Annotated in this window: 12 protein-coding genes and 1 pseudogene; 3 read left to right on the forward strand and 10 right to left on the reverse strand. The window is 48.8% G+C overall.

The window, feature by feature from the left end; translation table 11 throughout:
• The first annotated feature begins 5 nt into the window (after window positions 1-5).
• From IPM59_09255 to IPM59_09265, 3 genes are all read left to right on the forward strand, one after another.
• Complete coding sequence (locus tag IPM59_09255) at window positions 6-2,375, forward strand: hypothetical protein (GenBank protein ID MBK9215776.1); 2,370 nt, start codon at window positions 6-8, stop codon at window positions 2,373-2,375.
• Between the two features lie 85 nt (window positions 2,376-2,460).
• Complete coding sequence (locus IPM59_09260; protein ID MBK9215777.1) at window positions 2,461-2,760, forward strand: hypothetical protein; 300 nt, start codon at window positions 2,461-2,463, stop codon at window positions 2,758-2,760.
• Between the two features lie 43 nt (window positions 2,761-2,803).
• Window positions 2,804-3,911, forward strand: a protein-coding gene (locus tag IPM59_09265; GenBank protein ID MBK9215778.1) for an IS3 family transposase whose coding sequence is annotated in 2 segments (ribosomal slippage) — window positions 2,804-3,057 and window positions 3,056-3,911 — 1,110 coding nt in all. Because the reading frame shifts where the segments join, the coding sequence is not laid out codon by codon here.
• Window positions 3,912-4,066: 155 nt separating this feature from the next.
• Here the strand turns inward: IPM59_09265 and IPM59_09270 are convergent.
• The 10 genes and pseudogenes from IPM59_09270 to IPM59_09315 all read right to left on the reverse strand — a co-directional run bounded on the left by IPM59_09270 (window position 4,067) and on the right by IPM59_09315 (window position 12,909).
• Entirely contained in the window at window positions 4,067-5,581 is a 1,515-nt protein-coding gene (locus IPM59_09270) for a DUF1810 family protein (GenBank protein ID MBK9215779.1), read from the reverse strand.
• Complete coding sequence (locus IPM59_09275) at window positions 5,532-5,744, reverse strand: Lar family restriction alleviation protein (GenBank protein MBK9215780.1); 213 nt, start codon at window positions 5,742-5,744, stop codon at window positions 5,532-5,534. The genes IPM59_09270 and IPM59_09275 overlap by 50 nt, the downstream gene beginning before the upstream one ends.
• Window positions 5,741-6,223: a hypothetical protein gene (locus tag IPM59_09280; protein MBK9215781.1), complete on the reverse strand. Its 483-nt coding sequence runs from the start codon at window positions 6,221-6,223 to the stop codon at window positions 5,741-5,743. Before IPM59_09280 ends, IPM59_09275 begins: the two co-directional genes overlap by 4 nt.
• Window positions 6,224-6,360: 137 nt before the next feature.
• Window positions 6,361-7,146, reverse strand: coding sequence for a hypothetical protein (locus IPM59_09285; protein ID MBK9215782.1), 786 nt, complete (start codon window positions 7,144-7,146; stop codon window positions 6,361-6,363).
• Window positions 7,147-7,190: 44 nt separating this feature from the next.
• Window positions 7,191-7,928, reverse strand: a complete 738-nt coding sequence (locus tag IPM59_09290) for a CHAP domain-containing protein (GenBank protein ID MBK9215783.1) — start codon at window positions 7,926-7,928, stop codon at window positions 7,191-7,193.
• A 429-nt stretch (window positions 7,929-8,357) separates the two neighbouring features.
• Entirely contained in the window at window positions 8,358-9,179 is an 822-nt protein-coding gene (locus IPM59_09295) for an IS3 family transposase (GenBank protein ID MBK9215784.1), read from the reverse strand.
• Between the two features lie 102 nt (window positions 9,180-9,281).
• Complete coding sequence (locus tag IPM59_09300; protein MBK9215785.1) at window positions 9,282-10,226, reverse strand: hypothetical protein; 945 nt, start codon at window positions 10,224-10,226, stop codon at window positions 9,282-9,284.
• Window positions 10,227-10,293: 67 nt separating this feature from the next.
• A pseudogene (locus IPM59_09305) lies at window positions 10,294-11,440 on the reverse strand (IS3 family transposase).
• Between the two features lie 53 nt (window positions 11,441-11,493).
• Window positions 11,494-12,540, reverse strand: coding sequence for an ATP-dependent Clp protease ATP-binding subunit (locus IPM59_09310; GenBank protein ID MBK9215786.1), 1,047 nt, complete (start codon window positions 12,538-12,540; stop codon window positions 11,494-11,496).
• Between the two features lie 15 nt (window positions 12,541-12,555).
• Entirely contained in the window at window positions 12,556-12,909 is a 354-nt protein-coding gene (locus IPM59_09315; protein MBK9215787.1) for a hypothetical protein, read from the reverse strand.
• Between the last annotated feature and the right edge of the window lie 9 nt (window positions 12,910-12,918).

The following is a 12,918-nucleotide window of genomic DNA, read 5'->3' on the forward strand; positions in this document are numbered from 1 at the left end:
TTGTTGTGTCAGTTCAGTCAAAACGAGGCAGTGCTCACGGCCTTGTCAACTATATTGCGAACAGCAAGATCGATCCGTCGAAGGAGCGGCCAAATGGCCGAGACCTTTTCAATGATTTTTCGAGCAATCTCTCATTGGAAAGCGCAAACAACTCGCTGAAAGTTGCACTCTCAAAAACGCGTGTAGGCAATGATCGTTTACATCATCTCGTTATCTCATTCAGAGAGTCCGATTATCGGAAGTTGGTTGGATCCGAAAAAGAACGGCAAACGGCCCTAAAGGCCATTACGCGAGCAAGTGTTGACGGATTAAAGGGACACCTCAAGGCCGAAAAACTGACTTGGGTTGCCGCGCTTCATCTGAATACCGAGAATCCTCATGTTCATATCGCTTTGCAAAAGGAATACATCTCAAAATCATTCGACAATTGTCATCTCACGAAGATACCAAGAGAGGCACTACCTCACTATGAGATTGTGAACAGGGAGAAGGTGTTTGTTCCGGGCATTGTGGCTCATGCGGCTGAAGTGAAAATGGAGTCGGTGTTGGCTCAAGAACAAGCCAAAGAAAGGAATTTGCCGCAACTTTCACCCGATCGCACTCGTATTCGGTCTATCGACACAGTTCTCGATTCTCCTGGTTGCCTCGACCGGAGCCACAGAAGAACCCTCGGCCAGGCAATTATCGGTGAAGCATTGATCCGGCGAATTGAATCCCAGATAGAACACTTGGCACAAAACGGCGACAAAATGAGATTCCTCGTTACAGATTCATTGAGTGGTGAGAAACGGCGCTTGTCACTGAACGATTTGGATCGACGCCGGCATAAACAATCCGGTGATGATCGCTTAGATAACAATCCAGAAACCAAGATCATAAAGACTGTTCTGCTCAAAATGATGGGCAAGCAGGAGAATCAAAAAGCCAAAGTAGAAAAGGAATTCGGTACAGCAATCGAGGCAGCGAAGAAGATTCGATCTGACCATCGAAAACAGAACCTGAAACTGCCGACACCAATACTCTCAAAAACCGAGATCGATCAGCTTCAGGAACAGTGTCTGGAGACAACCGATATCCGTCGGTTCGCTTATCTGGAAAAGGTGCGGACGAAACTTGAAAGAGAAGGCGAGATTGAAGGCCGGGATCAGCATGACTTCAGTCGAATATTTGCACAAACAGCAGTCGCAAATCTAAGGGTCAAAAATGCCGAACGCCAAATGCAGGAATTCGATGCCGGCCGCTTCTATCGACGCGTCGATCTGGATGAAAAACCACTTTCACTTGCAGACATTGCAAGATCATCCGCTAAACACGGTTTCGCGTCGAAGTTGGTTGAAGATATCAGACATATTATTGGACGAGCGACCCGAACCGATGTTTCTATTTCAGACTCAAAACGAACTCAATCATCGCAACGCATAGAACTCAAACTCGAAGAATTAAAATTAGGAATGAGGAGAGGGCTTTCGGTTGCGAAGAAGCAGTTAACATTATTGGGAAAGATATTGGAATCGGATCAAGATGCCGGTATTCAGAGCAGAATGTACTTGCCGCACGAGCTGGACGAGATCGAAAAACTGACGACCAAACTAGGCTCACGAGAGGCTTACGAGGAAAACTGGCGTGAACAACGGGCATTAGTTGACTTGTCGAAGAACGATTGTCCAGCCGCCAGAAGACTTTCACGATCTGGGAATCAATCTGATCTTGAGGGCCACAAACAGCAGGTGATCGGCGGCCGTGCGATCGCAAAAGAGATCGTCGCAAAGGTTCGAGTCGATATGGCTAAAGAGGAAATTGAGAGCTTCAAAAAGACAAAACAATATGCCAAGTTTCCGGTGCCTGGTTTGCTTCCGAAGGAAATCAATTACTTAAGTCTCAAAGATGTTAATTTGCCAAGTACACACTCGTTATTGGACCAGGCCGTCGCCTCGATGCTGGAGAGCAAAGGGCACAGACGAAACAGAAAAATAGTAATGAAGATGGTCAAAGAAAAGGAGGCGAGGCTTGACCTCGAATATATCGGAGCGAAAGATATCTTCGATGCTGCGTCAGCAATAGCCTCTGAATTCAAACAGAAGTCAATTACGTCATCCCACCGTGAGCCGATGTATTCCCCGATCTTTACCCCTTCGGAGATTTCATTGATCGAATTCCGAATCAATCAAACTCAAAGTTCAAAAGAAGCGACGAAACTGAAGGCGATACTGAGGAATGCCGATACAAGTTCCGCACAGTCAACAAGGAATTTGTTGAAGACTTTTGATCCTACGAACCGAACTTTGGAGATCACTCGGCCGGAAATGCAAAGGTCGGTATCGTCAGTTGAACACGGCCTTCGGCCACCAAGGGCTGAACACGGAATTGAACGCTAAAGGTTTGGATCTCTCTTTTTGGTCAAACAGGCACACGACTTGCTATTCAGATTGATTAGAACGGATGGGTTTCTGATTGATTGGAATGGAAACAGATTTCACAAGTCAAGTTGTTATGAACCCTGAAGAGACAAATGGCCGCCTTCCGCGGCGTTCTCTCGATCTGTTGAACATCAATACGCCGGAACTGATGCAGTTGGCTCCATTAAGATCGGAAATCGCACCAAAGGGACTTGCGAGGGCCAGAGCATTGCTTGCTTATTCAGAACGGCTCCGAAATACATACAGAGCAAATGAAGACGGTTTGAGGGAAGGTATGAAACTCCTGGCCGAGACCGTTAGCAACGGTGACCTCCCCCCGAAAAACAGTGCCAATGTAAAATAGAGGAATTCGGGTAATTGTGACAGTATGAGGAGACATAATTACCATGAAGAGATCGAAGTTCACGGAGCAGCAGATCGTGTTCGCGTTGAAGCAGGCGGACACAGGGGTTTCGGTAGCAGAAGTGTGCCGGAAGATGGGGATCAGCGAGGCGACGTTCTACAACTGGAAGAAGAAGTACGAGGGGCTCGGGACGGCGGAGTTGCGAAGGTCGCGCTCACTCGAAGAAGAGAACGCCCGATTGAAGCGGATCGTGGCGGATCTGACGCTGGACAAGCAGATGCTACAGGACGTGTTAAAAAAAGTGTCTGAAGGCCGGAGAGCGGAAGAAGTTGGTAAGGAAGCTGCTGGATGCATACCGTATCTCGGAGCGGAAAGTTTGCTCGGTGATGATGGTATCGAGGACGGTGTTGCATTATGTCGGTCACAGGCGTGACGATCAGGCGATAAGGCGCCGGATCAGAGAGATCGCGGAGACGAGAGTGAGATACGGATTCGATCGGATACACATACTGCTCAGGCGGGAAGGTTGGGCGGACAACCGGAAGCGGACATACCGTATTTACAAGGAAGAAGGGCTAAATCTGCGAAGTAAGAGGCCGCGAAGGTCGAAGGCGGCGGCACACCGGATGGAGCGTCCGGTGCTCGGCGGTCCGCACGAGTGTTGGAGCATGGATTTCGTGGCGGATCAGTTGTTCGACGGGCGAAGATTCAGGGCATTAACTTTAGTCGATAATTTTAGTCGTGAATGCGTCGAGATCGAGGTCGGGCAAAGCTTGAAGGGGTTCGACGTCGTCGACGTAATGGAGCGGATCAAGTTGGCACGAGGTATTGTGCCAAAACGGATCCAGGTGGATAATGGCAGCGAGTTCGTTTCGAAGGTACTCGACCGGTGGGCGTACGAGAACAAAGTCACGCTCGACTTCTCCCGGCCCGGAAAACCAACGGATAACCCGTTCATCGAATCGTTCAACGGGAGCTTCCGGGACGAATGTCTGAACGTCAACTGGTTCCTTTCGCTTGACGACGCGAAGGAAAAGATCGCGGCGTTCAAGGATGACTACAACGGCTTCAGGCCGCACAGCGCGCTGTGCGGCCTGACCCCGAACGAGGTGGTTAAGCAATACTTAGAGACTCGAATTTCTCCAATTTAGACCGGCGCTGAAAATGGAGGGAGGTCAAGGTCAGCGTAGAGTCCAACCACCAATGCTCCTAAGAGGGGCATTAACCCCAACGTAATGCTATTAATCAATTTCTTGATTGGAAATTTCACGAGGGGCATAACACTAAGCACGGGACTATTCATAAGCTAGCTTCGAATCAGATCTCTGATCCGGGCCACCAACGGCCTGTCGGTTCCTTGTTTGATAACAAGGCTCAAGAAACTGCTCAGAAAATTACGGTCAAAACGAAGTCCAAATTCGCCTGCGTAATCAAGTAATGCGTTTACCTCATCATTTTCATTTTCGGTGATCTTCGAAATCAAATCCGGCTTGATAAACTCTACTATCTCAATCGGTGAAAGAGCGGCGGATCGGAAATCGGTTCCGGCATCGACACAAGCTTCATAAACTGATCGCTTTGATTGATCTACAACTGAGTGCCATACGGCAATCAACGTAGCGTCGTCTCTGTTTCGAGAGGAATTTGCGGCAACTAATTCTGCAAGTTTTTCGGAGATATTTGCCGAACCAAAAATCGAAGGAAATTCCGACGTAAAAGCCTCGTTTTTGCTTATTCCGTCAGAAACCAAAAGAAGGATGTGATTACTCTTGAATTCATGAGTAGCAACAGTGAACTCAAGAGCTTCGGTTTGTCCCAAACTCCGAGTTACGCCTCTCATAAAAACCGGCACACCGGCCTGCAAAACAAGTTCGCCGTTTCGTTTCAGGATGACCGACTGGACGTCGTCGGAAGTGATCTGCTCCAGGACATTATCGAGCCCCAAATAGACCCTTGAATCGCCGACGTTAAGAGCATGGATCTCCTCAGACGAAGTCTCCCAAGCAACAAATGTCAAGGAAGTGATCGAGCCGGAACATTGGCCTTCGATTTGTCTAACGGCGTTGTGAGCTTTCGTTGCAGCATTCACCATCCGTTGAGGCACATTGCCCGAAGCGGACTTGAATCTTTCCAACAACGCTTCACAAGCAGTTTCAGATGCTTTCCAGTCGCAGGGACTTGAACTAACGCCATCGGCAACAGCAAGCACCAGGAGTCGTTCCTCCTCAATGAATTCAACGGCAAACGAATCCCCGCATTTGGCCTTGCCCGATTTGGCAACTCTTTGAGCAAAAATACTGAATCTATCGCCTTCAGGGTCAGGCGGAAGTAAGTTTATGTTCGATCTATTGAAACCGAGTTGCTTTAGTATCTTCAGAGACGATTCGTCCGGTGCATCGTCAAAGTACTTATTTAGAATGGCTTGAAACACCGACTCTTTACCGTCCAATGCCGCAAACAATGTCATCGACGAATGGAACTTCAGATTGTCAGGGTAGCCAAAGATGTCCGAAATAGAAACTCCTTCAAGATTCAATACAATTTCGGAACACTCATGCAGTCTGATCCCGAGAACCGGATGACTTAAGTACTCTTCTGCCTCGGACAACGATTTGATAGAGAAATAGTATGCGATTTCGCTTTTCCCCAACCCCTCAAGCTGTGGAAATATGAACCACATCCAATGGGATCTCTTGAGACCAGCACTCAGCTCCTTATGAGCCGTTTCATAAGATTCAGATTGTGCTGTTAGAAATCTTTGAAGATCAAATTTATTCATGTGCATATGAAGGTTTGGTGAATCGACGGTTCCAGTATTCATGTGCATCTCGTTCTTTCACGTCGTCACTTCGAGATCCGCATTTAATGCACCTAATCCAACCCCAAGGAGGTTTCCAATTTGGATGCGGAACGAATTCAGCCTTCCCACCACAGAAAGGACAAGGCAGCAACTCTGGTCTCGTATTTGCTTGATTCGGTGTCATTCGGTTTCTTTTGCCGATAATACAAAGCTTTCAGGCCGACGGGTAAAATACGAACAATCAAACATGTTCATCAATCGTTCAGGTAAACTTTTCAATCTGGCCTCGGCACGCTTGCGTTGCTCGTTTCGGATTTCTTCATTTCGCTTGACCACGGACTTCAGCGCCATGTAAATTTCAGCGAATCGATCAAAAACGGCTTTCGCTTCCAGTCGTTGTGACTCCTCACAATTTTCTAACCACACATCCGTCCATACTTCATGTTTCCACCGTATATGACCTCGCGTTGCCAAGCTCAACCCAGACAATCGAGCTGCTTCAATCACAAGTTCCGACGGGTATCCATTAAAAACGATCCCCCATTTTTGGTTTAGGAAATGATGAAACCCCGAACTACCGGTCGGTTCGCCATTCTTGAACACGACAATAACGGCTTGCTTCACCGGCTCTTCAAGGGTTGTGATGAAATTCTCAATAATCATAATCTCTTATCTGCAATATGGTTAAGTTCCATCGTGGGAGAGTTCCTTCTCTATAATGTTCGCGTAGGGCGAGAAACAGAATAGTACATACAAACAGTCGGCCGCCCGGCAAAAACGTGGATAGCAGCACGAAAACCCTATCGCAAATTATCTCGGACCATATTGAGAAGCTGGCTCCTATATAGCTCAGACTGCGCCCCTGACGACACGGCAATAGCGTACGAGAAGGTTTTTCCAGTATTCGGACAAACGAACACTTCAACATTCTCAACCGATCGTGACTTTGTTGAATAGCCTGAGTACTTAAATTTCTTGCACGAATTGCCGTTGAGATTCACACGATACGTGACCCCCTCAGATACCAAATAAGTGCTTTGTTTGAGAAGGCTAAACGACACGTCTTCCGCCGATCGACCGCTCGTTTGGCCAAGAATAACTCCGTTCCTCAGATCGCCATTCACCATTCCGCCATTTGGAGCTATCACAGTTGAACGGCCGCTTCCATAAGTCCTCCATCCGGACGGCAAGGATGAATTCACTGATTGCGAACTGCCGCTCGCTTTCGGAGCAAAGGGAAATACCGGGCCGTTGCTTTGTGGGACGCCGGCTGTTGAACCTTGGTCATATACGGGGATACTCGCTCCGCCGTATTGAGGGTACTCTGTTCTCTGAATCGTTGAGAGAACAGCGCTGAAGCCTCCGCATTTGTTGGTCGTATTGCAATAAATAATCGTTGCTCCGCCAAGAGCTTGAACGATCACTTCGGCAGTTCTGCCGTTGGATTTTGGCTTAGTCGAACTGCGTTGAATTTCTGCTGATTCGACGGTCGCAGGATCCAGGTTGTTCCGGCTCTGCGAGTTGACGGCGGCCACACAAAGGACAACTAATATCACTGCTTTCATAAATGATGCTGCATTTTTCATATTCTTTTTTCACTCCGTTTGGTGTACTGACTTTCTCATTAGCACTAAAACCGCGGCCTTGCTGGGGTCTGTGCTGAGGTCGTCGGATTAGTGATTGTTACCGGAACCGCGTTTGAACTGCGGCCATCGCGTGAATTAAACACATATAGCGAATACCGCCCGGGTGAATTTATAGTAAGCGGCCCGCTAAGCGATCCGGATGTTCGATTGGTAATCACTGAAGTTGGCACCGTACAGCGTCCCCATGTAGTGCAGTAATTTCCTCCCATCAACACTAATTGAACTGACTGCGGGTCAAATCCTGATCCGGCGATAGTTGCAATCAATTGCCGACCAGCGGCTCCCGTAATCGTGCTTCCGGAGCGAGTCTGCGGCGGCGCATTTCCGGGACTAAACCGCGGATCGAAGAAGCCGATGATTTGAAGTTCTGACATCTTTCCCCGACGGGATCCAAATTGACAGGGGCGATAGTTCGCTTCGTCGATGGAAACTATCAATGAACCGTCCGTGTCGCTTTGAACATTGGTCACCGCCGCCACATGGTTGTAGCTAAAGACTGCGACCGTCCCCGGCCGGGGGAACCTTGAGTTTATGATCCGGCGTTTGTCGTCTGCATTGTATAGACCGCTGGGCAATGCCGGAACTCGCTGACGGGCAAAGAGTACGCAGTTGCAACGGACATCTTCCTGCGCCGTCGAAATGCTTGGCATTGAGAAGACTGCAATAATAATCGCTAGAGCAAGTCCTAAACCATTTATGTGTTTTATATGTGTTGTTTTCATTTTTCTCCTGATTATTTAATGTAGCTTGTGCAATCTGACACTAGGTGTCAGTTTGAGAGTTGTCCTTCGACATTGGGAATATAGAATCAGAAAGGCTTGCCGTCATCACAACAACAAGCCTTTTTATTTCGTGTCCTTTCGCAAATTGGACCGCGCTGCTCCGGTCACGTCTTTGCACGATGAGCTTCGAGCCACGCTGATTGTTTGTCGCCTAGCGTTTCTTTGGCTGCTCGTGGTTGGTCCGTTTTGAATTTGCGGCAGGTCTCAAACATAGTTTTAAGAATCAGCACAAGAGCTCCTGCATCCAAGTGATCTCCAAAGGCGGAATATTCAAGCCAAGTGTCGCCGTCAACATCTCGGGCAAGTTTCCCGAATCTAAGCACCATGTTCTTTTCAAGGAGTTGACCTCCCTCCATTTTCAGCGCCGGTCTAAATTGGAGAAATTCGAGTCTCTAAGTATTGCTTAACCACCTCGTTCGGGGTCAGGCCGCACAGCGCGCTGTGCGGCCTGAAGCCGTTGTAGTCATCCTTGAACGCCGCGATCTTTTCCTTCGCGTCGTCAAGCGAAAGGAACCAGTTGACGTTCAGACATTCGTCCCGGAAGCTCCCGTTGAACGATTCGATGAACGGGTTATCCGTTGGTTTTCCGGGCCGGGAGAAGTCGAGCGTGACTTTGTTCTCGTACGCCCACCGGTCGAGTACCTTCGAAACGAACTCGTCGCCATTATCCACCTGGATCCGTTTTGGCACAATACCTCGTGCCAACTTGATCCGCTCCATTACGTCGACGACGTCGAACCCCTTCAAGCTTTGCCCGACCTCGATCTCGACGCATTCACGACTAAAATTATCGACTAAAGTTAATGCCCTGAATCTTCGCCCGTCGAACAACTGATCCGCCACGAAATCCATGCTCCAACACTCGTGCGGACCGCCGAGCACCGGACGCTCCATCCGGTGTGCCGCCGCCTTCGACCTTCGCGGCCTCTTACTTCGCAGATTTAGCCCTTCTTCCTTGTAAATACGGTATGTCCGCTTCCGGTTGTCCGCCCAACCTTCCCGCCTGAGCAGTATGTGTATCCGATCGAATCCGTATCTCACTCTCGTCTCCGCGATCTCTCTGATCCGTCGCCTTATCGCCTGATCGTCACGCCTGTGACCGACATAATGCAACACCGTCCTCGATACCATCATCACCGAGCAAACTTTCCGCTCCGAGATACGGTATGCATCCAGCAGCTTCCTTACCATGCTCCGTGAACTTCGATCTCTTCATGGTAATTATGTCTCCTCATACTGTCACAATTACCCGAATTCCTCTATTTTACATTGGCACTGTTTTTCGGGGGGAGGTCAGAGTCCAACCTGTGAGTCTTCCTGCTCACCGAATGTCTCCTCAACTAAAGTCAAAAACGAGAGCAAAGGTCGTTCCTTCCAGAATGAAAAATATACCTCTATTTTTGATGTGCCGACGTGTATCGTCACCTTCGAATAGTCATCATCTTTTTCGATGTAATACAGCCCCTTGAGCCATAGGGTGAACTTCTCCGAAAGATCCTTCTTTATACTTTCTTCAAATTTAAGTGCTTCTTCGGCGTTGGTGGAAAGTTCTTCCGCATTAACGATAATTGTTCCGTCGTCGAACCTCACAATTAACGATGTTCTAGTCCCAAAGTCCTCAATGAACGGCAGCAATTCAGGCATTACCTCTATGTTCAGAATTCGCTCCCATTGGTAGTCATACGCAAAATCGGCAAGGCGGCAGTTAAGATGTTCTATAAATGACTTGTCCCATTGGACATATATGCCTTGTTGTCGAAGTCTCTTGGTCAGTTTTTCATGCAGTGTATGCTTGAGCCATTGCCGCCGAGATGCCTCTTCATTGTCCTGACTTTTCTGGATGACAAGATCAGCAAGATTGACAAGAGAACTGGAAATGAGCTTTCCAACCTGAGTTGGTAATAAGGCTGAAACTGGCTCATCCTTCAACGATCCAAATCCAAGTTTCTTTGCAGACAAGTCAATATCAGCGTCGAGGACAAATAGCGAATCACTCAGATAGATCTTGCGATTATCTGAATTTGTTATGTAACCGCACTCGATTGCTCGGGCGAGTGCCTCCTGAACGGAGTGGTCGCAATCATCAAGGCCCTTACAATGAATCACGCACCAGGGTGTGTGAGCGATTTTTGCCGATGGAGAGTCGATATCCTGTTGTCGGAATGCCATCCTTTCAATCCCCAGCATTTGGTCAAACTCTGTTTTGCTTGTGATACCGGACACATCCAGTTTGATCAACCTATCGCCGCTTCCGAACAATGTAGTGGCCAGCAATTCTGCAAAATACTTGTCCAGCCCCCTGTTTTTACCCCAAGTGGAAAGCTAGTGTTTTTGGTCTAACTGCCGTCGGATCGTGATCGAGTTTGGTGGCAGCCGAGCCGGAGGCGAGGCTGGCAGCAAACTCGGCGGGTGAGATAGCCAAGCGCCGAATGCGGGCGCGTCGTGTTATAGAATTTCCGTCAGCTTTCGATCACTACCCGTGCTTCCCACATCGAACTGAACCACCTTTGGCCCAGCAGTTCATCGCGCAGCTTGCCGTTAAAGCTCTCGCATTTGCCGTTCTGCCAAGGCTTGCCCGGTGCGATGAACATTGGCTGAATGTTGTTTGCCGAGAGCCATTCGCGGGTCGCCCCGGCGATGAATTCGCTGCCGTTGTCCGAGCGGATCATCTGCGGGCATCCTCTCTCGCGGCAAACCCGCTCAAGCACCCGTCTCACGCCCTCGCCGTGATCGATGATGCGACCTCGACCGCAAGGCATTCCCTCGTGTATTCATCAACCAGCGTCAGCATCTTCAGCTTTCGCCCCGAAACTGCCTGATCGAATACAAAATCGTAAGTCCACACCTGGTTCGCCTTCTCGGCCTTTGGAACGATCATCTGCACGTCCTGACGCCGTCTTTTCGGCCTTTTCCTCGCAAGCCGCAGCTTCAGCTTCTTCCACCAGCGATGCACACGCTTGATGTTCACCACCTCTCCGGCCCGTCGCAAGATCGCCCATATCCGCCGATACCCGAATCGCGGATAAGCAAGCGCCAACTCCTTTATCCGCTCTGAGATCGGGTCAGGTGCTCGCTCTCGCCGCTCGTACCGATAGCTCTTTCGCTCCAGTTCCAACAAAGCACACGAGAACCGCTCGCTCATACCCGCACCGATCATTATCCTCACTGCCTCTCGCCGGTCCGACACGCCTACCACTTTTTTAAGCACCTCTTTGATCGCGTCGATCTCAAGATCGCTCAGCCAGCAGACGCTTCAACCGTGCGTTCTCCTGCACCAGCGTTCGGTACTCCCGTACCTCCTCGACATCCATCGACCCAAACCGCTTCTTCCACCCGTAGAACGTCGTCTCGTGCACTCCCTTCTCACGGCAATATTCCTTAACGCCTTTCCCGCTCGCCTCCGCCCCTCGCAAGATCCCCACGATCTGCTCTTCCGTATACTTTTTCCTCATTGCAAGAACCTTCCTCCATTCTATTTGATTCTTGCTTTCCACTTGGGGTAATTTTACGGGAGCAGGTCATACTCTGAAGCCCTTGAACCGGCACCTAACATCAGTACAGTTGCATTGGGTCGTTCGGGATGAAGATTCAGGCCGAACAGAGAGACTTTCAGAAGATTACGGAACTCAGCTGACTGCTCCTCACTCAAAAGCCCTTTGCCAATGAGGTTGTCGTATAGATCGTTCAGGACCTCATCTACGTTGTCGGGCATTCCTACCATTCGCTGAACAACAGTCTTCGCATCATTGGCGGACACAACCTTCATATTTCGGGATTCCGCATAAGCGACCGACTGTTCAAAAAGGTCGATGGCTTTATCGGGAAATCGTCGATTTCGAATGAAGCGGTCACTGTACGACAAAACGAGGCGGAGTATGTTTTCACTCGCGATGATTCCGTTCTTTTCACTAAATCTGTTGTTGATCTCCCGAAGAAGAGTCAGGGTTTCCTCGCTCGAAAGTTCCGGGACAGGAATTGGTTGAAATCTTCGTTCCAATGCTCGATCTTTCGCAATGAACTTTCGGTATTCTTCGTCAGTTGTCGCGCCTATGAGTCGAATCTGGCCCTTAGAAAGGGCAGGCTTCATTTGCTGCGAAATATCGCGAGAAGTATCGCCTCCCGGGCCGGAATCAATGAGTGTATGAATTTCATCTATAAAGACAATGACGTTCTTTCGTTTCGCTTCTTCCAGCAGGTTTTTGACTCTGTGATCAATCATTCCGTACCAGGATGCTCCTGCAATCAGTGACAAGGCGGAGACGGAGAAGATGCGACAGTTTCTCAGCGTTTCAGGTACATCGTTGTTATAAACCTTGAGAGCAAGTCCTTCCACGAGTGCAGTTTTTCCAACGCCCGCCGGTCCGATCAACACAGGGTTTGACTTAGTACTTCGACAAAGAGTCTGGATCATCATGTCCACTACCTCCTTTCGTCCGACGATCGGAGAGAGTTTTCCCTCGGAAGCCTCGGCAGTCAGATCGGTCCCAAATTCTTTGAGGAACTCCAACTTTGAGTGATCGTAGGTCTTATTTTGCGGTGAATCGAAGCTCATAATGATCGTATTTGATTATTTTCTCTTAACTGTTCTGTTCCTCTTTTCCTTGTTCTTCTTTTTGGAGTTGTTGCTCTTTTTGGTGAAATTGCCTTCTTTTTTTGGTAACCCCTGCGCAAACGAAGTAAAACTCTCCATTTGGCTATCAACCCATTGAACAAGGTCAAGATGATAAGCACCGAGAATAACAGCTGCCATAAAAATGGTCGCGAGCGTAAGCCGCATTACGTACTTGCCAAACCTATACTGATGTCGCAGATTTGAGGAAGCAGGATTCTTCCTGCCCTCGAAACCCCAAGAGCCGGAACCGTATAACTTATTCGGATTCCAAGGTGTGTCCCAGACTTTTTGAAAAAGTGATCTGTTCATTCTAAAAAC

The sequence above is a fragment of the Chloracidobacterium sp. genome (assembly GCA_016715795.1).
Lineage (GTDB): Bacteria > Acidobacteriota > Blastocatellia > Pyrinomonadales > Pyrinomonadaceae > OLB17.

Bases quoted from the DNA above. Each gene is read 5' to 3' on its own strand.
- IPM59_09260 (MBK9215777.1), top strand. From the start codon at position 2,461: ATGGAAACAGATTTCACAAGTCAAGTTGTTATGAACCCTGAAGAGACA.
- IPM59_09270 (MBK9215779.1), bottom strand. From the start codon at position 5,581: ATGAATACTGGAACCGTCGATTCACCAAACCTTCATATGCACATGAAT.
- IPM59_09275 (MBK9215780.1), bottom strand. From the start codon at position 5,744: ATGACACCGAATCAAGCAAATACGAGACCAGAGTTGCTGCCTTGTCCT.
- IPM59_09280 (MBK9215781.1), bottom strand. From the start codon at position 6,223: ATGATTATTGAGAATTTCATCACAACCCTTGAAGAGCCGGTGAAGCAA.
- IPM59_09285 (MBK9215782.1), bottom strand. From the start codon at position 7,146: ATGAAAAATGCAGCATCATTTATGAAAGCAGTGATATTAGTTGTCCTT.
- IPM59_09290 (MBK9215783.1), bottom strand. From the start codon at position 7,928: ATGAAAACAACACATATAAAACACATAAATGGTTTAGGACTTGCTCTA.
- IPM59_09295 (MBK9215784.1), bottom strand. From the start codon at position 9,179: ATGGTAAGGAAGCTGCTGGATGCATACCGTATCTCGGAGCGGAAAGTT.
- IPM59_09310 (MBK9215786.1), bottom strand. From the start codon at position 12,540: ATGAGCTTCGATTCACCGCAAAATAAGACCTACGATCACTCAAAGTTG.
- IPM59_09315 (MBK9215787.1), bottom strand. From the start codon at position 12,909: ATGAACAGATCACTTTTTCAAAAAGTCTGGGACACACCTTGGAATCCG.